General features: G+C 69.9%; 19 protein-coding genes and 1 pseudogene. 3 read left to right on the top strand and 17 right to left on the bottom strand.

Annotated elements, in window-relative coordinates:
• Positions 1 to 15: 15 nt before the first annotated feature.
• The 4 genes and pseudogenes from AB0C75_RS29080 to AB0C75_RS29065 form a co-directional block, all read right to left on the bottom strand.
• Positions 16 to 255 carry a hypothetical protein gene (locus AB0C75_RS29080; RefSeq protein WP_362894707.1) on the bottom strand — a complete coding sequence of 80 codons (240 nt, stop codon included), beginning with the start codon at positions 253 to 255 and terminating at the stop codon, positions 16 to 18.
• A 79-nt stretch (positions 256 to 334) separates the two neighbouring features.
• Positions 335 to 1345, bottom strand: a complete 1011-nt coding sequence (locus tag AB0C75_RS29075) for a glycosyltransferase (protein ID WP_362894706.1) — start codon at positions 1343 to 1345, stop codon at positions 335 to 337.
• Positions 1346 to 1836: 491 nt separating this feature from the next.
• Entirely contained in the window at positions 1837 to 2697 is an 861-nt protein-coding gene (locus AB0C75_RS29070) for a hypothetical protein (RefSeq protein ID WP_362894705.1), read from the bottom strand.
• A gap of 961 nt (positions 2698 to 3658) precedes the next feature.
• A pseudogene (locus tag AB0C75_RS29065) lies at positions 3659 to 3886 on the bottom strand (ABC transporter ATP-binding protein); the annotation flags it as partial.
• Positions 3887 to 4014: 128 nt separating this feature from the next.
• Between AB0C75_RS29065 and AB0C75_RS29060 the strand changes: the two are divergent.
• Positions 4015 to 4536, top strand: coding sequence for an ATP-binding protein (locus AB0C75_RS29060; protein ID WP_362894704.1), 522 nt, complete (start codon positions 4015 to 4017; stop codon positions 4534 to 4536).
• An 89-nt stretch (positions 4537 to 4625) separates the two neighbouring features.
• Positions 4626 to 5690: a biotin/lipoate A/B protein ligase family protein gene (locus tag AB0C75_RS29055; protein WP_362894703.1), complete on the top strand. Its 1065-nt coding sequence runs from the start codon at positions 4626 to 4628 to the stop codon at positions 5688 to 5690.
• 101 nt (positions 5691 to 5791) lie between these two features.
• On the opposite strand, the gene AB0C75_RS29050 is transcribed toward AB0C75_RS29055, so the two are convergent.
• The 3 genes from AB0C75_RS29050 to AB0C75_RS29040 all read right to left on the bottom strand — a co-directional run bounded on the left by AB0C75_RS29050 (position 5792) and on the right by AB0C75_RS29040 (position 10100).
• Positions 5792 to 8014 (bottom strand): NADP-dependent isocitrate dehydrogenase, encoded by a 2223-nt coding sequence (locus AB0C75_RS29050; protein WP_362894702.1) that lies wholly within the window; start codon positions 8012 to 8014, stop codon positions 5792 to 5794.
• A 99-nt stretch (positions 8015 to 8113) separates the two neighbouring features.
• Positions 8114 to 9598 carry an amidase gene (locus tag AB0C75_RS29045; RefSeq protein ID WP_362894701.1) on the bottom strand — a complete coding sequence of 495 codons (1485 nt, stop codon included), beginning with the start codon at positions 9596 to 9598 and terminating at the stop codon, positions 8114 to 8116.
• A gap of 142 nt (positions 9599 to 9740) precedes the next feature.
• Positions 9741 to 10100 carry a hypothetical protein gene (locus tag AB0C75_RS29040; protein WP_362894700.1) on the bottom strand — a complete coding sequence of 120 codons (360 nt, stop codon included), beginning with the start codon at positions 10098 to 10100 and terminating at the stop codon, positions 9741 to 9743.
• A gap of 242 nt (positions 10101 to 10342) precedes the next feature.
• Between AB0C75_RS29040 and AB0C75_RS29035 the strand changes: the two genes are divergently transcribed.
• Positions 10343 to 11104: a hypothetical protein gene (locus AB0C75_RS29035; RefSeq protein ID WP_362894699.1), complete on the top strand. Its 762-nt coding sequence runs from the start codon at positions 10343 to 10345 to the stop codon at positions 11102 to 11104.
• 18 nt (positions 11105 to 11122) lie between these two features.
• On the opposite strand, the gene AB0C75_RS29030 is transcribed toward AB0C75_RS29035, so the two are convergent.
• From AB0C75_RS29030 to AB0C75_RS28985, 10 genes are all read right to left on the bottom strand, one after another.
• Complete coding sequence (locus AB0C75_RS29030) at positions 11123 to 12157, bottom strand: Gfo/Idh/MocA family oxidoreductase (protein ID WP_362894698.1); 1035 nt, start codon at positions 12155 to 12157, stop codon at positions 11123 to 11125.
• Between the two features lie 38 nt (positions 12158 to 12195).
• Positions 12196 to 13041 (bottom strand): HAD-IIB family hydrolase, encoded by an 846-nt coding sequence (locus AB0C75_RS29025; protein WP_362894697.1) that lies wholly within the window; start codon positions 13039 to 13041, stop codon positions 12196 to 12198.
• Positions 13025 to 14425 carry a DegT/DnrJ/EryC1/StrS family aminotransferase gene (locus tag AB0C75_RS29020; protein WP_362894696.1) on the bottom strand — a complete coding sequence of 467 codons (1401 nt, stop codon included), beginning with the start codon at positions 14423 to 14425 and terminating at the stop codon, positions 13025 to 13027. Before AB0C75_RS29020 ends, AB0C75_RS29025 begins: the two co-directional genes overlap by 17 nt.
• A 5-nt stretch (positions 14426 to 14430) precedes the next feature.
• Positions 14431 to 15576 (bottom strand): glycosyltransferase, encoded by a 1146-nt coding sequence (locus AB0C75_RS29015; protein WP_362894695.1) that lies wholly within the window; start codon positions 15574 to 15576, stop codon positions 14431 to 14433.
• Positions 15577 to 15628: 52 nt separating this feature from the next.
• Positions 15629 to 17002: an MATE family efflux transporter gene (locus AB0C75_RS29010; protein WP_362894694.1), complete on the bottom strand. Its 1374-nt coding sequence runs from the start codon at positions 17000 to 17002 to the stop codon at positions 15629 to 15631.
• A 398-nt stretch (positions 17003 to 17400) separates the two neighbouring features.
• Positions 17401 to 18939, bottom strand: a complete 1539-nt coding sequence (locus tag AB0C75_RS29005; RefSeq protein WP_362894693.1) for an NCS1 family nucleobase:cation symporter-1 — start codon at positions 18937 to 18939, stop codon at positions 17401 to 17403.
• A 96-nt stretch (positions 18940 to 19035) separates the two neighbouring features.
• On the bottom strand, positions 19036 to 20037 hold the full coding sequence (locus AB0C75_RS29000) for a TIGR03842 family LLM class F420-dependent oxidoreductase (RefSeq protein ID WP_362894692.1): 1002 nt from the start codon (positions 20035 to 20037) through the stop codon (positions 19036 to 19038).
• A gap of 154 nt (positions 20038 to 20191) precedes the next feature.
• Positions 20192 to 21076: an ATP-binding cassette domain-containing protein gene (locus AB0C75_RS28995; protein ID WP_362894691.1), complete on the bottom strand. Its 885-nt coding sequence runs from the start codon at positions 21074 to 21076 to the stop codon at positions 20192 to 20194.
• A complete protein-coding gene (locus AB0C75_RS28990; protein ID WP_362894690.1) occupies positions 21073 to 22830 on the bottom strand; it encodes a dipeptide/oligopeptide/nickel ABC transporter permease/ATP-binding protein in 1758 nt (585 codons plus the stop codon). The genes AB0C75_RS28995 and AB0C75_RS28990 overlap by 4 nt, the downstream gene beginning before the upstream one ends.
• Positions 22827 to 23768, bottom strand: a complete 942-nt coding sequence (locus AB0C75_RS28985) for an ABC transporter permease (RefSeq protein WP_362894689.1) — start codon at positions 23766 to 23768, stop codon at positions 22827 to 22829. Before AB0C75_RS28985 ends, AB0C75_RS28990 begins: the two co-directional genes overlap by 4 nt.
• Positions 23769 to 23776: the final 8 nt, after the last annotated feature.

The following is a 23776-nucleotide window of genomic DNA, read 5'->3' as shown; positions in this document are numbered from 1 at the left end:
GCCCCCGATGCCCCGTCAGTCCACTGCGGCGAAGCGGTCCGGGCTGATTTCGGCGAGGTATCTGTGCACGGACCGCGCCGAGTTCAACGTCCGCATGACGTCGCTTTCCGGCAGCTCCAGATCGAAACCGAAACGCTCTTCGAGCAGATGCTGGAGCCAGACGAAACTGAAGGAGTCGATGACTATTTTCGTGTCGTAATCGATGGTGCCATCGATCACTTGAAGGGCCATGCACTCGGCGATGATCGCGGTCATTTCGTCGCCCGTTATCATTACGTCTCCAGCCCCCGTCTTCGTATGAAACCGCCAGCGGACAACGGCATTCCTCCATGCGTCAACCTGCGTCGGCGGATTTCATTCCGGTGAACAACATGCTCGGACGGCGAAGTTCGAGCGCCGCCACGAAACCGCCGAGGTCAAACATCAGATCGACCGATGCGCACATGAGCCGCTCGGAGGCGGTGCCGGCAGATCTGTCGCCGCCTCGCAGCCGACGGGCCCGCACCCCGAGGAGAAGTCCGAGACTCACGGGCGCCGCGAGCAGGCTTCGGCCCCCGGTACGCGGCGCCAGCGCCACACCGACCGCGGCTGCGGCCGTCGCGGCGGTGAAGGCGTTCAGCACGGGCCGGCGGTGGTGGGGGTGGATGCTGCACACCCACTGTTCGGAGCGGCCGTAGCTGTAGAGCCTGCGGCCTGCCGTGGCGAAGGAGGCTGTGATGGCGTGGTCATGGACGACGACCGTCCCGGGGTCGCACACGATGCGGTATCCGGCATCGGACATCTTGATCCCGAGGTCGCAGTCCTCACCGCCCACGACGTCGAGGCTCTCGGAGGGGAAGCCACCGACCTCTTCGAACACCGCCCGGCGCACCGCGAGGTTCGTGGCTGTCGCCCAGGTCACGGCCGCGCATCGCCGAGGGCGTTCCATGTCGTCGTTGATCAGTCCGGACCAGCGCATGACGCGGTTCGCCCGGGTGTCGCCGGCCTCGACGAAGGTCGGACCCGATACGCCCCCGACCGAGGGATCCGCGCTTCGCAGGGTCTTGACGTGGCGTTCGAGGATGTCGGGTGACACCCGGCAGTCGGAGTCGGTGAACAGGATCAGGTCGTAGGCCGCGCGTTCGACGCCCAGGTTGCGCTTGGCACCGACGTGCGCAGGGCCGGTCACGTAACGGGCGCCGAACTCACGGCAGTTGGCCTCATGGGCGGCGGCGTCAGCAGGGTCCGAGTCGTCGACGACGATGACCTCGGCGGGCTCGGGGCCGTGGTCCATCGCCGCCCGGAGCGAGGCCAGTTGCGCACGTAGCAGCGATACGCGGCCCTTGACCGGAACGACGACGGACATCCCGGGTCGCGGTACTTGCGTGGACACACACCCTCCAAGGTCCCTGAGATGCGGGCGGTCGTCGGCATGGGTGCCCGAGGCCCGGCCACCGTCGTCGGACACGGCCCGGATCAGGCAACGAACGTGTGGTATTTCCGGCCCAGCGGCACTTCGCCGAAAATATCGATGGGTATTGCGGCGGTTATTACGCCACTTATTCGGTCGGCGGATCACCGTCGAGAGTCATATGTGCGACCCGACAAAGCCCAGCCCAAAGCATCACTCATCATGGGACCCCCGTCCTCCCCGCGAAGAACCGGTGCGAAACTCGCACAACGGTTCTTCAGACTTGATCAAGCGGCTGTCGGAGATATTACCCGGGCAGGGGAATGCCGTAAACCCTGGAACAGGAATCCGCGACGGTCGCTTATCGCATGGAACTGACCAGCGGTGTTACCTCATAGAGCGTTTCCACCGGTTCGGAACAGGTCTCCGGCGGGTGTGCAACTGCGTCAAATCCGCGGTTGCACAGCGTCCGGCCGCTCCTTCGCCACGTGGTCGAGCGCGTCCTCCAGATCCCGCCACTCCTGGGCATGGGCCCGGACGACATCCAGGATGACCGGGACACAGTGAGCGGGGATCGCGTCGAGCACGTCACGCCTCAGCATGTGCGCGGGCCTCTGGTGCAGGAGCCGCAGGAGACCACGTCCGTTCGCCTGGTAGCGCAGCGAGGGGTCCTGCCGCAGATTCGCGAGCGCCGTCTCCACGTCCACGGCGGCAGAGGCCGACGGCGCCTCCTCCGCCGACGGAGCATCCCCCACCGACGGCGCCGGCAGCACCCGCGCGCCGTACACACGTGTCAGGGCCTCCGCTGCGGGAGTTCCGGACGACGCCTTCTCCATGTCGCCCCGAACCCTTCGCACCGTCCCGGGCGAGACGCCTGCCTGCCTTGCGATCTCCCGGAGGGACGCCTCGGGCTTCGCCGCGATGAGTTCCCGGGCAGCGCTGCGCCGTGCCGCGCCGTCCAACGGTCTGGCGCGCCCGTCGAGTCCGATCCGCATCTGCGAACCCGGCGCGCCCGGCGCCGGCTTGTCGCGCAGGAGGCTCACCGTCCTGCCCGACAGACCCGACGCCCTACCCACAGCACGGTCCGACCACGCCGGGTAGAGCGCCATGACCTGCCGGGCCGCGAATCTCCGGTCCGAAAGCGTGAGCGGGAGTCCGTGGGCGATGTTGGCTCCCACGCCGTACAGAAATGCCTCTGCGTCGGTCATGTCGACCAGCCGGACTTCGATTTCGGTCCGCCCGCAGGAAAGGGCGGCCGCCAGTCTGTGCATACCGTCGACGACTCGCATGGTCTTGCTCTGGACCACGATGGGCGGCAGTTCCTCATCGCATTCGATGAGAACTCTGACATGGTCCTGATCGATTCCACCGGCCCGCACATGTCCCCCTGGGCGAATCGCCACGACGGGCACCACTGTGACCGGCGCCGCAGTCATGAGCGTCAAGATCTGGCCGCCCTCACTTGCCAAGACTCCACCTTCCCCGCGAGCCGTTCCGAGTTCCGGGAAAACGCTCCGGGTATTGGTTCTCACCGCCACTGAGGGAGCGCTCCCATGGCCAAACAGCGTGTCGGATGCTAGCCCCTCACCCGCCCCATGAGAAGAGAAGGGACACGACTGGAGCAGTTGGCCGAAATGGCCCGGGACTTGACATCGGGGCGCGGTACTCCTGCGTGCCACGGGGTGAACTCGACCAGGCACTTCACCACCGGTCGCCCCGGTCGCAGCCGCATGGAGGCCCGACAGGAAGCACCGGGGGTGGGTCCTGAATTCGACGGCACCAAGGGCGAGTTCACGCCAGGTAGACCCCATATTTTCGGCCACAGAACGGGTCGGCTCCCGGATCGCCCCTCTCGCGGCGGGCGGCTACGGCACAGCCGGGGACGGTGCGAACAGGCCACCCGGACAACCCTTGACCGTTGATCGGTGACGAGTTGACTACGTGACCACTTGTTCGCCCCATTTATGATTCTCGGTCATCCGGGATTCCCCTGACTCCTTCTCGTCCACCCATGGAACATGGGCTCCGATTGCCAGCCACCGAGGCGCTGCCGAAGGAGTTGATGCCTCGCCGAAAAGCCCGCCGCCCAGTACGTTCTGGAAGAGGAATCCGCCGGAACGCATCAGGAACTTAGCGCTTCTGATCACTTCGACCGGTCGTTCGAGTTGGAACAGCATCTTGTGCGCTCGGGCAACGCCTCGCCTTCGGCCGCCTGTTCATCACCCATGACCTCGCCGCCGTCGAGTTCCTCGCCGACCGCATCGCGGTGAGGTCGGCCAGGAGGTTGAGGACGGAGGCCTGGACCGAGACATCGAGCGCCGATGTGGGTTCGTCGGCGACGACCAGATCGGGGTCGCAGGACAACGCCCGGGCGATCGAGATGCGCTGGCGCTGCCCGCCGGACAGCTCGTGGGGGTGCCGGTCGGCGTGCTCGGGGCGCAGCCCGACCTGCCCGAGCGGCTGCTCGACCCGCTCGCGGTCGACTTGCCGCTGCCCGGGGCGCTGGGCGGCCGCGCCTTCCTCCCGGGGCGCGGGGACGGCCTGCGCGGTGGTCATTTTCCGGCCTCCTGGGCTTCGGTGCTGTTTGCCGCCCGGCCCGGACGAAAGGCTCTACCGTCGAGCGCATGATCGTATGGCTCAACGGAACCCATGGCGCGGGCAAGACGACGACCGGGCCACTCGTGCAGGCACTTCTGCCGGACTCACGGGTGTTCGATGCCGAGAAGGTCGGCGAGACGCTCATGGACATCACGCCCGGGCTGCCCTGGACGGGCAACTTCCAGCACTGGCCGCCATGGCGGCCACTGGTCGTCGAGACCGCCCGCCATGTACTCGACTACACCGGCGGCACCCTGGTGATGCCCATGACCGTCCTGGTAGAGGAGTACTGGCGGGAGATCAGCGCGGGATTCGCCCAACACGGCATCCCGGTACGGCACTTCGTCCTCCACGCCGACCAGGAGACGCTCCGGAGCCGCATCGAGGGCGACACCGTTCTCGGCCCCTCCCCCTTCCGCGTCCAATACCTGGAGCCCTACGCCGAGGCGGCCCGCACCTGGCTGCACGGTGAGGCGGAGGTCGTCGACACCACCCGCCTCACTCCGGACCTGGCCGCCCGCCGGATCGCCGAGTCCGTCCTGGGCTGATACTGGAGTATGTGCGTGTCCATCCGGATATCGGGGCAACCGGCCCAGGGCCTAGGACGCGCGCCCTCGCACGAGAAGGGAACGAAGCCGTGCATGGCGAGTACAAGGTGCCCGGCGGCAAGCTTGTCGTCACAGATCTGGACGTCGAGGGAGGCGTGCTGCGCGATGTGCGCGTCGCCGGGGACTTCTTCCTGGAGCCCGACGAGGCGATCCTCTCGATCAACGGCGCCCTGGAGGGCGCCCCCGCCTCGACGGACACGGCGGGCCTGGCTGCCAGGATCACGGCGGCGCTGCCGGAGTCGACGGTCATGCTCGGGCTGACCGCGGAGGGCGTCGCCGTCGCGGTGCGGCGGGCCCTTGGCCGTGCGACCGAGTGGAGCGACTACGACTGGCAGCTGGTGCACACGGGACCGCAGGCCCCGGCCCTGCACATGGCACTGGACGAGGTCCTCACCGCCGAGGTGGCCGCCGGCCGGCGTGCCCCCACCCTGCGGGTCTGGGAGTGGGCATCGCCCGCTGTCGTCATCGGCAGCTTCCAGTCCCTGCGCAACGAGGTGGACCCACAGGGGGCGGCGAAGCACGGGATGACGGTGGTACGCCGTATCTCCGGCGGCGGGGCGATGTTCGTGGAGCCGACGAGCACCATCACCTACTCCCTGTCCGTCCCGGACTCCCTGGTGTCGGGCCTCTCCTTCGCCGACAGCTACGCCTACCTCGACGACTGGGTCCTGGGCGCACTCGGCGACATGGGCATCAAGGCCTGGTACCAGCCCCTCAACGACATCGCCACCGACGCCGGCAAGATCGCGGGCGCGGCGCAGAAGCGGATGGTCGGCCCCGACGGCGGACCTGGAGCCGTCCTGCACCACGTGACCATGTCGTACGACATCGACGCCGACAAGATGCTGGAAGTGCTGCGCATCGGCAAGGAGAAGATGTCCGACAAGGGCACCAGGAGCGCCAAGAAGCGCGTCGACCCGCTGCGCCGGCAGACCGGCCTCGCCCGGGAGCAGGTGATCGAGAACATGATCGCCTCCTTCCGCGCCCGCCATGGGCTGACCACGGGTGAGGTGACGGCGCAGGAGCTGGCCCGGGCGGAGGAGCTGGTGCAGACGAAGTTCGCCACCGAGGAGTGGACCGCGCGGGTGCCGTAGGCGAGTTCCGCGGCCCCTCGCGCACGAGCGCCCCGGCGGGCGGGATGCCTGCCGGGGCGCTCGTGCGTACGGTGCGCGCCGGGTGCGGTGCGCGTGCGGGATCAGCCGAGGGTCGCGATGGCCTTGTTGAAGGTGGCCGACGGACGCATGACGGCCTCCGCCTTCGCGGCGTCGGGCAGGTAGTAGCCACCGATGTCGGCCGGCTTGCCCTGGACGGCTGCCAGCTCGCCGATGATGGTCTGCTCCTGTTCGGCCAGCGTCCTGGCGAGCGGTCCGAACGCCTCGGCGAGCGCGGCGTCGTCGCTCTGCTGCGCCAGCTCCTGGGCCCAGTAGAGCGCCAGGTAGAAGTGGCTGCCGCGGTTGTCGATGCCGCCGACCTTGCGGCTCGGGGACTTGTCCTCGTTGAGGAAGGTGCCCGTGGCCCGGTCCAGGGTGTCGGCGAGCACCTTGGCGCGCGCGTTGTCCGTGGTGGTGGCCAGGTGCTCGAAGCTGACGGCGAGGGCGAGGAACTCACCCAGGCTGTCCCAGCGCAGGTAGTCCTCCTTGACCAGCTGCTGGACGTGCTTGGGCGCCGAGCCGCCGGCGCCCGTCTCGAACAGTCCGCCGCCGTTCATGAGCGGGACGACGGAGAGCATCTTCGCGCTGGTGCCCAGCTCAAGGATGGGGAACAGGTCGGTGAGGTAGTCACGCAGCACGTTGCCGGTGACCGAGATGGTGTCCTCGCCGCGGCGGATGCGCTCCAGGGAGAAGGCCGTGGCCTCCTCCGGCGTGCGGATGGAGATGTCCAGGCCGTCGGTGTCGTGCTCGGCCAGGTAGGTGTTGACCTTGGCGATGAGGTTGGCGTCGTGCGCGCGGCCCTCGTCCAGCCAGAACACGGCCGGGTTGCCGGTCGCGCGGGCGCGGGTGACGGCGAGCTTGACCCAGTCCTGGATCGGCAGGTCCTTGGTCTGGCACATCCGGAAGATGTCACCGGCGCCGACGGCCTGCTCCAGGACGACGTCGCCCTTGGTGTCGACGACCCGCACCGTGCCGGTGGCGGGGATCTCGAAGGTCTTGTCGTGGCTGCCGTACTCCTCGGCCTTCTGCGCCATCAGACCGACGTTGAGTACGGAGCCCATGGTCGACGGGTCGAAGGCGCCGTTGGCGCGGCAGTCGTCGAGGACGACCTGGTAGACACCGGCGTAGCTGCTGTCGGGCAGAACCGCGATGGTGTCGGCCTCGCCGCCGTCCGGGCCCCACATGTGGCCCGACGTACGGATCATGGCGGGCATGGACGCGTCGACGATGACGTCGCTCGGCACGTGCAGGTTGGTGATGCCCTTGTCGGAGTCGACCATCGCCAGGGCGGGGCCGTCGGCGAGCTCGGCCTCGAAGGACGCCTTGATCTCGGCGCCCGTCTCCGGCAGCGAGTCGAGGCCCTTGAGGATGCCGCCGAGGCCGTCGTTCGGGGTCAGGCCCGCCGCCGCGAGCGCGTCGCCGTACTTGGCGAAGGTGTTCGGGAAGAAGGCGCGGACCGCGTGGCCGAAGATGATCGGGTCGGAGACCTTCATCATCGTGGCCTTCAGGTGCACGGAGAACAGGACGTCCTCGGCCTTGGCGCGCGCGACCTGGGCGGTGAAGAACTCACGCAGCGCGGCGACGCGCATGACGGCCGCGTCCACGACCTCGCCCGCGAGGACCGGCACGGACTCGCGGAGCACGGTGGTGCTGCCGTCGTCGCCCGCGAGCTCGATGCGCAGCGAGCCGGCCTCTTCGAGGACGACGGACTTCTCCGTCGCGCGGAAGTCGTCGACGCCCATGGTGGCGACGTTCGTCTTCGAGTCCGCGCTCCAGGCACCCATGCGGTGCGGGTGCGCCTTGGCGTAGTTCTTGACCGACGCGGGGGCGCGGCGGTCGGAGTTGCCCTCACGCAGGACGGGGTTGACCGCACTGCCCTTGACCTTGTCGTACCGCGCGCGGACGTCCTTGTCCTCGTCGGTCCGCGGATCGTCCGGGTAGTCCGGAAGCGCGTAACCGTGCTCCTGGAGCTCTGCGATCGCGGCCTTCAGCTGCGGGATCGAGGCCGAGATGTTCGGCAGCTTGATGATGTTCGCGCCGGGAGTCGTGGCCAGCTCGCCGAGCTCGGCGAGCGCGTCATCGATACGCTGATCGGCCTTGAGACGCTCCGGGAAGCCGGCGATGATCCGCCCCGCCAGGGAGATGTCGCGGCGCTCCACCGTGACACCCGCGGTCGAGGCGTACGCCTCGATGACGGGCAGGAACGAGTACGTCGCCAGGGCAGGGGCCTCGTCGGTGTGCGTATAGATGATGGTCGAGTCAGTCACCGGGTGCTCCGCTCCACGTCTGCAACATTGCTTGACATCAAGATATCTCGTGACCGGGCCCCTCTCCACAGTGGCCCGCGCCCATTCCGCCGCAACCGGTCACTCATGTCCGGCGGGGCCCGGAGTGCCGGGGGCCGGCGGCCGGTGTTCGTACCAGCGGCGGTCGGCCTCCAGCTGTGCGGCGAGCGCGATGAGGCGGGCCTCACTGCGGGAGGGGCCGAGCAGCTGGGCGCCCAGTGGCAGGCCCTCGGGGGTGAAGCCGGCCGGGACGTTGATGCCGGGCCAGCCCAGGACGTTCCAGGGCCAGGCGTAGGGGCAGGCCGAGGTCATCGCGAGCTCGGTGCGCCACGCGCTGAGCTCGTCGAAGGCCCCGACCCGTGGCGGCGGGGCGGCCGTGGTCGGGGTGAGCAGCACGTCGTATCCGCCGCGTGCCGTGTCGAAGAAGGCGCCGATCCTGGCGTGCTGGCGCACCTCACGCAGTCGGGCCGCCCGCACGATCCGGCCGCCGAGGCGGGTCCCGGTGCGCAGGGCGCTGCGGGTGCGCGGGTCCAGGAGCCAGGGTTCGGGGTGCAGCGCGGCGAGCTCGGCGATGCCGGCGGTGGCCCGGGGGACGAAGGAGAGGCCGATCAGCCCGTAGCGGGGGCGGGCCTCCTCGACGTGGTGGCCGAGCCGGGCGAGGGCTTCGGCGAGCGCGGTGACGGCGCGCCGGACCTCCGGGTGGGGCGCGTTGCGGGTGAGGGTGGCCGGGGGCCGCAGGGCGAGGCCGATACGCAGCCTGCCCGGGTCGCGGCGGGCCGCCCCGGACGCGTCGACGGTGGGCGGGCGGTGCGGGTCACCGGGGTGCGCTCCCGCCGCGGCGTCCAGGAGGAGGGCGGCGTCGGCGACCGTACGGGCCAGGGGGCCGTTGACCGTGAGGCCCTGGAAGGCGTCGCTGTGCGGGTGGACGGAGATCCGCCCGCGCTGCGGCTTGATGCCGACAAGATGGGTCCAGGCGGCCGGGATACGGACGGAGCCCGCACCGTCGGAGCCCAGTGCCGCGGGGACGAGCCCTGCCGCGACCGCCGCGGCGGAGCCCCCGGAGGAACCGCCGGGGGTGTGCGCGGTGTTCCAGGGGTTGCGGGTGGCGCCGAAGGCGTTCCCTTCCGTGAAGGCCCACTGTCCCAGCTCGCAGGAGTTGGTCTTGCCGACGACGACGGCCCCGGCGGCCCTGAGCCTGCGGACGGCCTCGCTGTCGGCGGTGGCGGGCGGCAGCGCGCCGTCGCAGCCGAAGTAGGTGGGCAGGCCGACCACGTCGGTGTCGTCCTTGACCGCCACCGGCACCCCGAGCAGCGGGAGACGCTCCCCCGCCGCGAGCCGCCGGTCGGCGTCGGCGGCCTCGGCGAGCGCGGCCTCGTGACGTAGCTGACGGAAGGCATTGAGGCTGTGACGGCTCGCCTCGATGCGCGCGAACGCCCCGGCGACCAGCGCGACTGAGGTCGTCCGGCCCTCGGCGAGTTCCGTGACGCAGTCCGCGAGCCCTGGCTGTGCGGGCGGCTCCACCGGCCTGACCGGCCCGGTCCGCTCCGTGGGGTCTGCTGAGGACATCACCACCGCCTCCTCGCGTCCGCCGGGACACCGGCCCCGGGGCGCCCCGGATCCGCCCGCGCGGGTCTACTGGAGAGTAACGAGGCGCGGGGGCGCGCTCAAGCACGCCGCACGGGGACCGGGGCACCACCGCGGGGTGCGGCTACGGCCGCACCTGGATCTCACCGATGCCCGTACCGAGCCCGGCACAGTGGGCGGTCGACTGCCCGGACTCGCCGGGCCGCAGCGTGACGTGCTCACCGTCCACGTCGGGGGACCAGCCGCAGACGAGGTGGACCCAGAAGGTCTGCGTGGCTGAGCCGTTGTTCGCGCACAGGGCGTATCCGGTGTAGTCGTCGATCGCATGCTTGCCGGTGTCGCACGAAAGTCCCGGCGGAATGGCGGCGGCGGGTGCGGCGGCCATGGCGGCGGTGGCCGGCACGGCGAGTGCGACGGTCAGACCGGTGACGGCAGCGCCCCGCGCCAGCGTGCGGACGGCGTTCCCCTTGAACAGCTTGTTCATTTCTCCCCTTGAATCCGGTGATCCCGGTGATACCGGTGGTCTCGGTGATCCCGGTGAAACCGGCCGAGTTCCGGTGATCCCCGGGCACCCCTCCCCCACGTTCCGTAGCCGAAAACAGCGCCGAACCTCACCCTCCGTACACCCCGTCCACCGCGCAGGCAACCGCCGGCGGGCGTACGCTCGCCGGGAGGGTGAAACCCGCTCGAGAAGGCCCTGCGCAGGGCCGTTTCCGAGGAGGCGCCGTGGCAGGACAGCGCATCGCCGCACGTGCTGCCGCCTGCGCGGCAGTAGCCGTGCTCGCCGTGACCGGCGGTACGGCGGCCCAGGCGGACGACGACATCGAATCGCTCCCCGCCGAACAGATCGCCGACCGCTCCCGGGACGCCCTGCTGGACGTCCGGTCGCTGCACCTGCGGGCGCAGGGCGACCTCGGGAAGAAGCGTCCGCCCATGACGGTCGGCCTCAGCCTGGACCGGAACGGCAACTGCGCCGGTGACGTGGACCTGGGCAGGAGCAAGGGCAAGGCGGAGATCATCAAACGGGGCGACTCGGTCTGGCTGAAACCGGACGCGGACTTCTGGGAGAACCAGGTCCCGGTCGGCGGATCCGCCTTCGAGGCGATCCTGGCCGGGCGGTACATGAAGGGCTCCGCCTCGGACTCCCGGCTGCGTCCGATCGTGAAGGCGTGCGATCTGGACACCTTCCGCGACCTGGTCTCCGACAACGCCGACACATCCGCCGGGACGTTCACCAAGGGGACGGTGACGAGGGTCGACGGCGCCCGCACCGTCCCGGTCACCCGGACCCTGCACGGGCAGGAGCTGACGGCGTACGTGGACACCGAAGGCGCGCACCACCCGGTGCGGATCACCGTGCGAGGCGACGGGGCGGACGCGGCCGTGGACTTCTCCCGCTTCGACGAGCCGGTGCCCACGGCCACGCCACCCGCGGACGAGACCGTGGACATCAGCGCGGTCCTCGGCAGGGCCCCGGCGCAGTCCTGACGCGCCCGGCCCCGCCGGTCACCCGACCGTCCCCTTGCGCAGCAGTTCCTCCAGGACCTGCTGGGCCCGGTGTCCGTCGTCGAAGCCGGCCAGGGCCTCCACGCCCCCGGTGCCGGCGACGGCCGCCGTCCAGTTGTGGAGCTGGGCCACGAAGGAGTCGGCCCAGCCGGGGATCTCACCGGGCGGGTCGGCGAGGCCGAAGGTGTCGAGGACCTTCACGGCCTCCCACTCCACCCCCGTGCGGACATTGAGGACCGGGCCGTCCTGCGAGTGGTACAGGAGTTCACCCCTGGTGCCGGTGACGGCGACGCGGAAGCCGATGTCCTCGGGCGTGGCGGACTTCGACGCGGTGAGGGTGAAGTGCGGGCCACCGGTCAGCCGTCCGCTCACGAAGGCGTGGTCGTCCACGCGCACCGCGCGCCCTTCCTTCGCGGCCACCTTGGTCCGCAGCCCTGCCTGGCAGAACCCGGTGTCGACCGCACTGTCGAAGAGATGGTGCAGCAGGTCGATGAGATGCACGCCCAGGTCCCCGAGCGCACCGCTGGTGAACCGTTCCGCCGCGTCGTCCCGCCAGGTGAAGGTCTTACGGGTCAGAGCGCTGCCACGCCTGAACGCCAGGTCGACGTGGAGCACACGGCCCAGCACTCCCTCGTCGATCTGTCGGCGGATCTCCCGAACCACCCCGAGACAGCGGTAGTTGAAGCCCACGCAGCAGACCACGGGTTCGCCGGCCGCGCGGTCCCGCATGGCGCGGGTCTCGTCGACGGAGACGGCCATCGGCTTCTCGCACAGCACGTGGCGTCCACGGTCGACGGCCTCGCGGACGTAGGAGGCGTGCGTGCGGTTGGGTGAGGCGACGACGACCGCGTCGACGGCCTCGTAGAACGCGTCGACGGACGTGAAGGCGGGTACGCCAAGACCGTCGGCCATCAGGGCCGCCCTGGACGCGTCCACGTCGTAGAGACCGGCCAGCCCGGCGCAGTCACCGGCTGCCAGGACCGCCTGTGCGTGCGTACGGCCGATCCCCCCGGCCCCGATGATTCCCACCCGCATCGGCACCCGTACTCCTTCGGTCGCTGTGGCAGTTCTCGTCACCGTCCGGCTCGCAGTCCTGTGCGCAACGTGGACAGGACTGCGTCCGCGTAACTCCGGTCGGACACGCGTGGATGGCGCCCCCGGGCCTCTTCCGTGCAGTTGCCGACCAGGACCCCGTGACCCACTGCGGCCAGCATCTCCAGGTCGTTGCCGCTGTCACCGAAGGCGAACGCGTCCGCCGGGTCGATGGCGTACGTCCGGCAGACGTGGTGGACGATCTGGCTCTTGCCGCACATGAGCGGCAGGAGGTCGACGTCGTAACTGTCCGCCGGGTCGCCGGCCGAGGGGTTGCAGCGACTCACTCCGGCCCCCAGCGCGGCGCGCGCCGCCGCCCTTCTGACGGCGGCCAGATTCCGCGCGTCCGTCCCGGGGTCACGGGAGCGGTAGTAGTAGCTCTTCACCAGGCTGTCCGGGGCGCGGCCCGGCTGCGGCGCCAGGTCGACCCCGGCCTCCGACAGTTCCCGTACGACGTTCTCGGCGTTCCGGCCGAGGCTCTCGGCGTCCGGCAGCAGTCGCAGCCAGCCGGGATCGGGTCGCAGCTCTCCCCCGTCCGAGATCAGCAGCTCGGTGCCCAGCGAGCAGGCGACGAAGTGCGGCAGCGTACGCAGTCCGTGGGCGGCGGCCTTGCTCAGCACGGAGGCCAGTGAACTGCCCGTCACCCAGCCGAACAGCAGCCCGTGCCGTTCGCCGGCCTCCGGGAGATAGTCCTCCAGGGCCTCCCGGTGCAGCCTCTCCCGCCCGGTCGGGGCATGCGCCAGATAGGTCTCGTCGAAGTCGCAGAAGGCCACGACCCGCACCGGACGGGGCAGCGGCAGGACATCCATCTCAACGTGTGGTGGCATGGACAGCCGCATGCAGTGCCTCGATCACTCTGTCCTGTTCGGTTACGGACAGTCCGTTGTGGAGCGGAAGGTGGAACACGGTCGCGTTCAGCTTCTCCGTGCGGGGCAGGACGACATCTCCGAAGAGCTTCTCGTGCAGCGGGGTCCGGTGCTGGTGGGTGAGCACCGGGTAGTAGACGTCCGTCTCGATCCCGCTCTCCCGCAGGCGGACGCGGAGCGAGTCGCGGTCCGCCTCTCCCCCGGGCACCCGCACCGGGAAGAGATGCCAGGCGTGGTCATCGGTGAAGGCGGGCAGGTGCAACTGTCCGGCCGTGCCGAGTTCCGCAAGGGCCTCGATGTAGCGGTGGGCGAGGAACGCCCGGCGGTAGTTGTTCAGGGTGAGCCCCGGCAGCAGCCCCGTCGCCACGGTCGCGGTCGAGTTGTCGATCTTGGCGTTGAGGCCCCAGAGACCGGCCTTGACGTTCTTCTCGCCCGGGGCGAACCCGTGGTAGGCGAGCCCCTCCATGCGTGCGTGGAGGGCGCTGTCGCCTGTGAGGACGGCGCCCGCCTTTCCGGTCAGTCCGAAGTTCTTGTACGGGTTGAAGCTCAGGACGGTCGCGTCCGCGTACCGGCCGACGCCCGCGACCCCGATCGCCTGGCAGGCGTCCTCCACCACGGGCAGCCCGTGCTCCCGGGCGACTCGGTACACACCGGCGGCATCGGCGAGCCTGCCGTACAGGTGCACGGGCAGGACAGCCCGGGTCCTGGGGGTGACGGCGGCCTCGATCAGCGTGGGATCCAGGGTGTGGCGTTCGGGGTCCACATCGACGAGGACCGGGAGGGCTCCACAGGCGAACACGGCGTTCTCGGTAGCCGCGAAACTGTTGGCAGGCATGATCACCTCGTCGCCCCGTCCCACCCCGACCGCCAGCAGGGCGATGACGAGGGCGTCGGTCCCGCTGCTCGTGGCCACGGCGTGGGGCAGCCCGAGAAACTCGCCGAGGCCGTGCTCGAACCGGGCCACGGCGGGCCCGCTCGTCAGCTCACCCGAGGCCAGGGCCCGGGCGAAGCAGGCGACGGCGGTCCGCTGCTCGTCCGGCGTGAGCAGACGCTCCCGGGGAAGGAACGGCACCGCCGGCCGGCCCGGTCCTGCGGGCGGTGCCTCCGGTGCGAAGACGGAGTCGGACGTGGAGGGGAGCAGCCGCGGACTCCGTACGTCGAGGAGCCCGGCCAGGGTGCGGTTGGCGAGGGCCTGGGTCGAGACATGGGCCGGGATCTCGCCCCTGCGCAGGTCCAGCACCAGGCGGTGGATGCCGGCGCTGTCCCCGGTGAACCGCTGCGCCGTGGGGCTCGGGGGACTCGCGGGGCTCGCAGGACTCGCAGGACTCGCAGGACCAGCGGTCATGATGGTCACACCTCTCCCGCGAGACGGGCGAGCTCGGGGCATCCGAAGGTCTTCGCCGCTCGCTTCAGCACGCCTTCGCCCGGCCTCTTGAAGTACAGCAGTTCCCGCCCGGTGCTCAGCGTCTGCACGGTGAGCGGCAGATCCCTGTCATCCGTCAGGTCGACCACGATCAGATCGGTCCTGGCACCGGCCTCGGCGATCCGCTGCCCGGCTCCGGGAAGGCCGCCGTCGTCGACCACCAGCACCTCGTACGGCTCCCCGAGGGGCAGCCGCCCGGCTCGTGCCCGGCAGGCGAACTCGAAGCGGAGGTAGGCCTCGAACCAACTCGGGCCGTCCTCGCGCGCGGGATCGAAGTAGGCGTCGAGGATCCACTGGAGCCGGACGTCGAGCTCGGGGTGGATCGCCGTGAAGTAGGCGAAGTTCTCCCGCCAGTCGGAGTAGCGCTCACGCGGGGACTCCGGGTGGTACTGATGGTGGACGCGGGCGAACGGTGTGTGGACGAAGGTGAGGCCGCGCCGGTGGAGGCGGTAACCCAGCTCGACGTCCTCGAAGCTCCACTTCTTGATGTTCACGTCGAACGCGCCGACGGCCAGCAGGTCTTCCTTGCGTACCGAGACGTTGCAGCCGTAGAGGAAGTGCCAGGCGGTCGCCAGATTGCCCAGATTCTCCGAGAGCAGGTCGGTCACCTCCGCCCGCTCGTCGGGCGCGGCGAAGTCCGGGAGGGCCTCCGGGTCGAAGGAGGACCGCAGCCGTTCGAGGTCCACCGCGCCGGGTGCGAGGTAGTCGCGGAACCCGATGGCCACGATGCCCGGGCGGTCGCGGTGGCACCTGATGTGCTCCTGAAGGAAGAGCGGGTCGATGATCTGGTCGCCGTCCGCGAAGACGATGAGCTCCCCGTCCGCCGCCTGGATTCCGGCGTTACGGGCCGCCGAGCGGCAGGATTCCTCGGTGCGCGGAAGATGGAGCCTGCGCACCGGGTAGGTGAGGGGGAGCTTGTCGACCATGTCCCCCGTGCCGTCGGTGGACCCGTCGTCGACCAGCACCACCTCGAATGTGTCGGAGGGGCCGAGACGCTGGTGGTTCAGCGAGATCAGACAGGGGGCGAGGAGTTCCTTGGAGTTGTAGGTCGGAACGACCAGGCTTGCTTTCACACTGAGCTCCCGAGAATTCGATGTTCGGCCCCGATCGCGGCGTGACGCCACGTCAGGACCCGGACACAGAAAGCTTTTCCGGCTGTTCGAGGATGCGGTGGGACCGCTCCGGTGCGGACAGATAGCGCCAGCGGACGCTGAGCAGCAGAGCACGGAGGTTCTCGTCCACGGCCATGGCGATCATCACGCCGAGAATCGCCAGCCCCAGCGGCAGGGACAGCACGTAGGCCAGGGGGACGAAGACACCCCACAGGACGAGGATGCCGACGACGGCCGGATAGGTGACATGCCCCACGGCGCGCAGCGTGCTCGCCGTGGTCATGATCAGAGCGGAGCCGGGCAGATAGAGCACACCGCACCACAGCAGCAGCTTCCCGGTGTCGGCCACCTGCGGATCACTGGTGAACATACCCATGATCCAGCCGCTGCAGAGCGCGGTGACCAGTGCCAGGGCGAGAGCGATCGCGCAGCCTGCCAGCCGGGCTCCCCTGGCACGTCGTCGGATCGCGTCGAGATCGCCCGCGCCGGCGAGATACCCGAGGGAGATCTGCAGCCCCTGGGAGAGCGCGGACGGGAACATCCCGATCATGTTGGTGATGCTCAGGGTGTAGGTCCTTGCGACGAGTTCGTCGGTCCCCACGACCGCGATGATCCTGGTGGTGGCGATCTGCGCCGCCTGCCAGAAGGCCGGCTCCAGCATGGTGGGCAGCGTGAAGGTAGCCAGCAGCACGCAGTGCGCGCGCAGGACCCGCGTATCGGCGGGCCGCCGGAATCTGATTCCTATCCGGAAGAACACCAGCCGGACGCTGTAGAGGAGGCCGGCCGCGGTGGCGAGCACGGTGGAGAGTGCCACGCCCTTGACGCCCAGACGTGGCCCGGAGTGCGAGAGCACCAGGATGTAGATCAGCACGATGTTGACGATGTTGGCGAGGGCGCTGGCGAACATGGCCTGGAGCGTGAACCCGTTCGCCGCCATGACCCCGCCGAACATCGCCATGACCGAATGCAGGAGGGCGCCCGCGGCGACGACTTCGAGGAAGACCGTCCCGTACGAGAGCAGTGGCCCGTCGAGCCCCATCAGACGGGCGGCGTCCCCGGCGAAGACGTAGAGCACGAGTCCGACGACGGCGCCCAGGACGATGTGCAGCAGCAGGGCGACGAAGTAGTACTCCTGGACCTTCGTCCCCCCGCCCTGACCGAGCGAGCGGGCGTACACGAGGCAGCCGCCCTGCCCCATGAAGGAGAACATCATCAGGACGAACGTCACCAATGTGCTGACGGAACCCACCGCACCCGCGGCGTCGTCGGAGATACGGCCCAAGGCCCATACGTCGACGATCCCCATGAAATACGTGCAGGTCAGCTGAAGGAAGATCGGCCAGCTGAGGGAGAACACCCCCATGCCACCCTTCTGCGGCGCGACCATGTCTCCCCCGTCCCCTTGAGACCTGCTGAGGGCACGACAACCGAAGAGACGCCGATCCCCCGCTCGAGCAGCGTGATGCTAACCGCAACAACGGTCCCCGGATACGGAACGACTTGCTCCGGAGACCGGATCGAGCCACGCCGGAATCGAACGGCACATCCGGCGCCGACGTGAGGAACGACAACAGTACGTGAGGAACGGCAACGGTACGTGAGGCCCGACGAGTACGACTGACAAGTATTGGACGGATTCAACTGATCGTCGCATCACCTGCATGGCGGCTCGACCGCCTCTTCACGACCCCGAACACGGCCGTGTCCCGCTACGACCTGCTCGACGCGCACGGCCTCTCCGATCACAGCGTCCAGAGCATCACTCTCTGGCCCAGCTGAGAGGGGTCACCCGGTCCTCGCTCCACGGGACGGGAGGCTGAGGAGGGTGTGAACGACGAGCGAGGAGACCAGGCCGACGGCCCAGCCGTAGTCGGCCAGCGGTTGGAGCACCGGGATCAGACCGTCTGCGGGGAAGGGGCCCTTGCCCGGGGCCGAGTGGGAGCCGCCCACCGCGAGGACTCCGCCGATCACGAAGGCGACGACGGCACGCCAGTTCCAGCCGCGCGTGTACCAGTAGCGGCCTCCGGGCCGGTAGAGGTCCGGCAGTTCGAGCACCGTGCGGTTGATGATCCAGTAGTCGGCGATGAGGATGCCGGCCACCGTGCCGAGCAGGCCGCCCACCAGGCCGAGCCAGGTGAAGATGTACAGCTCGGGCGTCTCGGTGAGCTTCCACGGCATGATCAGGACGCCGACGACCCCGGTGACCAGCGCGCCCGTACGGAAGTTGATGAGCTTGGGGGCGAGGTTGGCCAGGTCGTACGCGGGTGAGACGACGTTCGCCGCGATGTTCACGGAGACGGTCGCGATCAGCACGGTGATCAGTCCGAAGAGGAGCCCGAAGACGTTGTCCGTCTTCGCCACGAGCTCCACCGGATCCCAGATCGCCTCCCCGTACACGGCCTGGGAACCGGACGTGACGAAGACGGAGAGCAGGGCGAAGAACGTCATCGTGGTCGGAAGTCCGAGCGACTGCCCCCAGATCTGGGCGCGTTGGCCGGCGCCGAAGCGGGTGAAGTCGGGGATGTTCAGGGAGAGCGTGGACCAGAAGGCGATCATGCCCATCAGCGACGGGAAGAAGACCGGCCAGAAGTCCGCGCCCCAGCCCAGCGCGGACGGCTGGTCGAGGAGCGGGCCGAACCCGCCCGCCTTGACCGCGACCCACACCAGCAGGACCACCGCACCGACGATGACGAAGGGCGCCGCCCAGTTCTCGAAGCGGCGCAGGGTGTCCATACCCCGGTAGATGATGGCGAGTTCGAGCGCCCAGAAGAGGACGAAACAGAGCCAGAGCGTCCAGGGCTGCCCGCCGATCTCGGCGGCGCGCGCCCAGCCGCCGAAGATCTTGCCGAGCAGGGTGAAGATCCCGACGCCACCGATCCAGGTCTGGATGCCGAACCACGCGCAGGCGACCGCCGCCCTGATCAGCGCCGGCAGGTTGGCGCCGCGCAGCCCGAAGGAGGCACGGGCCAGGACCGGGAAGGGGATGCCGTACTTGGGTCCCGCGTGCCCGGTGAGCAGCATCGGGGCCAGCACGATCAGGTTGGCCAGCGCGATCGTGAAGACGGCCTGCTTCCAGTCCATGCCGAGCGCGACGAGGCCTGAGGCCAGCAGCCAGGACGGGATGTTGTGGGCCATCCCGATCCACAGGGCGGCGAAGTTGTACGTCGTCCACCGGCGCCGCTCCAGGGGCACGGGCAGCAGGTCGTCGTTGACGAAGCGGGGGTCGTCGGGGACGGCGCCCGGAGCGAGTTCGATCCGGGCCGACGGGTCGGTCATCCGCTCGCCGGGCGGGGGTGGTGGGACAGGTGGGACGGTCGCGGTCATGGTGGCGTGACCCTTCGCTCGGGAGGTGTGCCGTGCGGGGCGCGGGTGTGGGTGCGCGGCGTGCGGGTGGGTGGCCCGGAGTCGCCGCGTGCGGGGTCAGGCGGACAGTGCGGGGATGACCGTGGAGCCGTAGGCGTCGATGGTCGCCTCCCGTGCGTCGTGCATGTTGTAGACGGCGAACTGGTCGACGCCCAGGTCACGCAGGGCCTGGAGCTTCTCGATGTGGGCCTCGGCGGGCCCCAGCAGACAGAACCGGTCCACGATCTCGTCGGGGACGAAGGCCGTGTCCGGGTTACCTGTGCGACCGTGATGGCTGTAGTCGTATCCCGAGCGGCCGGCGATGTACGCGGTGAGGGCATCGGGCACCAGGCCTGAGTGTTCCCCGTAGCGGGTGACGAGGTCGGCCACGTGGTTGCCGACCATCCCGCCGAACCAGCGGCACTGCTCGCGCGCGTGGTCCAGGTCCTCGCTCACATAGGCGGGCGCGGCGACGCAGATGGTGACGGAGTCCGGGTCACGGCCGGCCGCTGCGGCAGCGTCGCGTACCGCCTTGACCATCCACTCGGTGAGGTAGGGGTCGGCAAGCTGGAGGATGAAGCCGTCGGCCTTCTCGCCGGCCAGCGCGAGGGCCTTGGGCCCGTACGCGCCCATCCAGACGGGCAGCCTGCCGTCCTTCACCCACGGGAGCTGCACCGGCTGTCCGTCGACGGTGGCCTCGCGGCCCTCGGCGAGGTCCCGGATCACCTCGATGGCCTCACCGAGCCGGGCCAGCGTGTTCGGCCTGCGGCCCGCCACGCGCATCGCCGAGTCGCCGCGGCCGATGCCGCAGACGGTGCGGTTGCCGTACATGTCGTTGAGCGTGGCGAACGTGGAGGCGGTGACCTCCCAGGTGCGGGTCCCCGGGTTCGTCACCATCGGCCCGACGATCAGCCGCTCGGTGTGCTCCAGGATCCGGCTGTAGATGACGAAGGGCTCCTGCCAGAGCACCGCCGAGTCGAAGGTCCAGCCGTAGCGGAAGCCGTTGCGTTCCGCGCGGCGCATGAGTCCGACGACGGCCGATGCGGGCGGGTCGGTCTGGAGGACGAGTCCAAAATCCATGACAGATGCTCCTGTTCGAAGTACTGACACATGGCGCGCGCGGGAGGGGGACAATCCTGGACCTCTTCCCCGGCTTTGGGAAGGGGCAGTCTACGCGCGAAGCGTCCCCGTGCACGGAGCGTGGACGGCGGGTCATCCGGCAGCCCGGCGGCGGTCAGTCCCCGTCCGCCGTCCGGGGGACGCCCGTCCGGCCGAGCGCGGCGGCGGACTCCCTTCGGCGCCGCTGTTGGGCCACGTCGGCGACAGGGGCGGACAGCATGAGAGCGCGGGTGTAGGGGTGTTGGGGATCGGTGGTGACGGCGTCGGCGTCACCGGTCTCCACCAGGGCCCCGCCCCGGATCACCGCCACCCGGTGGCTCATGAAGCGCACGACCGAGAGGTCGTGGGTGACGAAGAGGTAGGCGAGGCCCGTCTCCTCCTGGATCTCCAGCAGCAGTTCGAGCACCGTCCGCTGGGTGGTCAGGTCGAGCGCGGACACCGGTTCGTCGCAGATCACGAGCCGCGGGCGCAGGGCGAGCGCGCGGGCGATGGCGACCCGTTGGCGCTGGCCGCCGGAGAACTCCCGGGGCAGGCGGCCCGCCGCGTCCGAGGGGAGGTGGACCCGGGCGAGGAGGTCACCCACCCGGCCGCGTGCCTCACGGGCACTCACCCCGTGTCCCAGGAGGGGCTCTCCGAGGGTGTCCCCGACGGTGCGTGAGGGGTTCAGCGAGGTGTACGGGTCCTGGAAGACGACCTGGAGGTCGCGGCTCAGCGCCCGGCGGCGTGCGGCCCCCGCCGTGTCGATGCGTTCGCCGTCGAAGGTGATGCTGCCGGAGCGGGCCGGGACGAGCCCGAGTACCGCTCGCCCGATGGTCGTCTTGCCCGAGCCGGACTCGCCGACCAGGCCCAGGGTCTCCCCGGGCCTGATGTCGAGGGAAACTCCCTTGAGGATCTCGGTGCGCGGGGCGCGCCGGCCCTTGCCGGGGTAGGAGACCCGCAGGTCCCTGATCCGGAGCAGGGCGTCGGCGTACTCGGATTCGGTGGTGCCGGTGCTGGTCATGCGGTGGCCTTCCTCGCCTCTCGGGGCTGCCAGGGCGCCCGGCCCTGGGCCTCGTCCAGGACCGCGCCGAGCAGGGTCCGGGTGTACGGATCCCTGGGGGCGCCGAGTACCTGGTCGGTGGTGCCCGTCTCCACGATCCGTCCCTCGCTCATCACGGCGACGCGGTCGCAGAGGTCCGCCACGACCCCGAGGTTGTGGGTCACCAGGAGCACGCCGAGGCCGCGTTCCTGCTGGAGTCTGCGCAGCAGGGCGAGTATCTCGGCCTGGACCCGGACGTCCAGCGCGGTGGTGGGCTCGTCGGCGATGAGGAGTTCCGGGTCGCAGGACATCGCTCCGGCGATCAGGACGCGCTGGGCCATACCACCGGAGATCTCGTGCGGGTACAGCCTCATCGTCCGTCCAGGATCGGGGATCTCCACCAGGCGCAGCAGGTCGAGAGCCCGGCCTGCGGCCTCCTTGCGCGAGATGCCCAGGACATGGCGCATGGGTTCCATGAGCTGGCTGCCGATGGTGAAGGCGGGGTCGAGATTGCTCATGGGTTCCTGCGGGACGTAGGCCACGGTGCCTCCCCTCAGCGCGCGACGGGCGCGCTCGGGCAGTCCCACGACCTCCTGTCCCTTGATCATGACGCTGCCCGAGGCGACCCGGCCGCCCTCGGGCAGGATCCCGAGCACCGAGAAGGCGGTCTGGGTCTTGCCGGAGCCCGACTCCCCCACGAGGCCGAGGATTTCACCGGAGCGCACATCGAGGCCGATGCCGTGCACGACCTCCTTGGCGGTGCCGTCAGGGCGGGCGTAGGCGACGGTGAGACCCCGCACCGAAAGCAGCGCCTGCGGGTCCTGCGGGGCGTCGTCGAGGTCCTGCGTGGGACGGGGCTCGACGGTGCGGGCACTCGCGCGCCGCCCGGACCGCTCGCCGCCGCGGTCCTCCAGTACGTCGCGCAGTGCTCCGGCGAGCAGCACGAGAGCGCCGTTCGTCAGGCCGAGAGCGAGTCCTGGCCACAGGATGAGCCGCGGTGCGCGCTGGATGTTCTGGAACGCCTCGTTGAGCATGGCACCCCAGGTCGCCGACGAGCCGCTGGCGACGCCGAGGAACTCCAGGCCGGCCTGGAGTCCGATGGCGATTCCCGCGACGAGGGCGATCTGGATGATCAGGGGACCCCTGACGACGATCAGGATGTGCCGGGCGACGATCCGGGTGTCGGACAGCCCGGACACCTTGGCCGCGTCGACGTACAGCTCCTTGCGTACGTTGGCGACGATGCCGCGGACCAGCCGGAAGAAGCCGGGGGCCACGAGCACCCCGAGCACGATCATCAGCACCCATACGTTGGGGCCGAGGATGGCGCGGGAGGCGAGGAGCACCACCATCGCGGGCAGCGCCATGACGAGGTTGACGGCCCAGTTGGCGACGGAGTCGAACCTGCCGCCGTAGTAACCGGCGTACAGACCGCTGGGCACGCCCAGGGCGAGCGCGATCGCCAGGGCGACCACCGCCCCGCCCAGGGTGTTGCGTCCGCCGTACAGGATGCGCGAGAGGATGTCCCGCCCCGCGGAGTCCATGCCCATGGGATGCGCACTGCCGGGTGCCGCGAACGCGTCGCCGAGCGAGGAGATGTCCGGGGCCTGTGGTGCGAGCAGGGGCGCGAGGACGACGCCTGCGACGAGCAGGAGCAGCACCCCCGCGGAGATCGTGCCGAGCGGGTTGCGCAGGAGCGCGCGCAGACTGCCGCCGGCCGGGAGTTTCCCGCTCATGCGGCCCTCGCCTTCGGGTTGAGCCAGCCGATCATGGTGTCGACCAGCAGGTTGATCAGGACGACACCGATCACGGTGAGCATGACGAGCGCCATGATCACGGGTATGTCGCCGCGGGTGGTGTAGGTGACGGTCATGCTTCCGATCCCGGGGAGGCCGAAGATCTGCTCCACGAGCACCGCGCCACCGAGCAGGCCCACGAACTGCATGCCGAGGACGGAGAGCGCCGGGGCGGAGGCGTTGCGCAGGACGTGCCGGAACACGATCCGGGAGGTGGGCAGTCCGCGGGCGCGCAGGGTGCGGACGTAGTCCTGGCGCAGTACGTCCACGACCGCGCCCCTGACCTGCTGCGAGACCCCGGCGACCGAGGCGACCGCGAGAGAGAGGACCGGCAGGGTGATGGTGGAGAGCCAGCCGCTGGGCGACTCGCCGAACGGGGTGTAGCCGATCGCCGGGAACCAGTTCAGGTTGACGGCGAAGACCAGCACGATGACCAGGGTGACGAGGAAGCCGGGCAGGGCGTACCCGACCACCCCGAGGATCTGTACGAAGCGGTCGGCCGCCCCGCGCCGGACACCCGCCCAGACGCCGAGCAGGAACGACACGACGGTGGTGACGAGGGTGACCCCCAGTGTGAGGCTCGCGGTGACCGGCAGCCGGCTCGCGACCGTGGTCCCGACGTCCTCGCTGGTGAACCAGGAGGTGCCGAGGTCGCCGCGTACGGCGTGGGCCAGCCAGTCGGCGTACTGCGCGAGGACAGGCCGGTCGAGGCCGAGCGAGGCGTTCTTCGCGTCGACGGCCGCCTGGTCGGCCCCCTGGCCGAGGAGTTGTCTGCCGACGTCCGCGTCGGAGAGGGACAGCAGCACATAGGAGAGGAGGGAGATGACGACCAGGAGCACAGCCCCCGCCGCGATCCTGCGGGCGATGAAGTTCAGCACGGCACTCG

It is taken from the genome of Streptomyces sp. NPDC048565 (assembly GCF_040650935.1).
GTDB lineage: Bacteria > Actinomycetota > Actinomycetes > Streptomycetales > Streptomycetaceae > Streptomyces.
The sequence above is the reverse complement of the archived record's forward strand: the minus strand, read 5'-3'. Positions and strand labels throughout refer to the sequence as shown.

Coding starts and splice junctions, on each gene's coding strand:
- AB0C75_RS29060 (WP_362894704.1), top strand. CDS start 4,015: ATGATCGTATGGCTCAACGGAACCCATGGCGCGGGCAAGACGACGACC.
- AB0C75_RS29080 (WP_362894707.1), bottom strand. CDS start 255: ATGACCGCGATCATCGCCGAGTGCATGGCCCTTCAAGTGATCGATGGC.
- AB0C75_RS29025 (WP_362894697.1), bottom strand. CDS start 13,041: ATGCCACCACACGTTGAGATGGATGTCCTGCCGCTGCCCCGTCCGGTG.
- AB0C75_RS29020 (WP_362894696.1), bottom strand. CDS start 14,425: ATGACCGCTGGTCCTGCGAGTCCTGCGAGTCCTGCGAGCCCCGCGAGT.
- AB0C75_RS28995 (WP_362894691.1), bottom strand. CDS start 21,076: ATGACCAGCACCGGCACCACCGAATCCGAGTACGCCGACGCCCTGCTC.
- AB0C75_RS29075 (WP_362894706.1), bottom strand. CDS start 1,345: ATGTCCGTCGTCGTTCCGGTCAAGGGCCGCGTATCGCTGCTACGTGCG.
- AB0C75_RS29000 (WP_362894692.1), bottom strand. CDS start 20,037: ATGGATTTTGGACTCGTCCTCCAGACCGACCCGCCCGCATCGGCCGTC.
- AB0C75_RS29030 (WP_362894698.1), bottom strand. CDS start 12,157: ATGCGGGTGGGAATCATCGGGGCCGGGGGGATCGGCCGTACGCACGCA.
- AB0C75_RS29045 (WP_362894701.1), bottom strand. CDS start 9,598: ATGTCCTCAGCAGACCCCACGGAGCGGACCGGGCCGGTCAGGCCGGTG.
- AB0C75_RS29005 (WP_362894693.1), bottom strand. CDS start 18,939: ATGACCGCGACCGTCCCACCTGTCCCACCACCCCCGCCCGGCGAGCGG.
- AB0C75_RS28990 (WP_362894690.1), bottom strand. CDS start 22,830: ATGAGCGGGAAACTCCCGGCCGGCGGCAGTCTGCGCGCGCTCCTGCGC.
- AB0C75_RS29040 (WP_362894700.1), bottom strand. CDS start 10,100: ATGAACAAGCTGTTCAAGGGGAACGCCGTCCGCACGCTGGCGCGGGGC.
- AB0C75_RS29010 (WP_362894694.1), bottom strand. CDS start 17,002: ATGGTCGCGCCGCAGAAGGGTGGCATGGGGGTGTTCTCCCTCAGCTGG.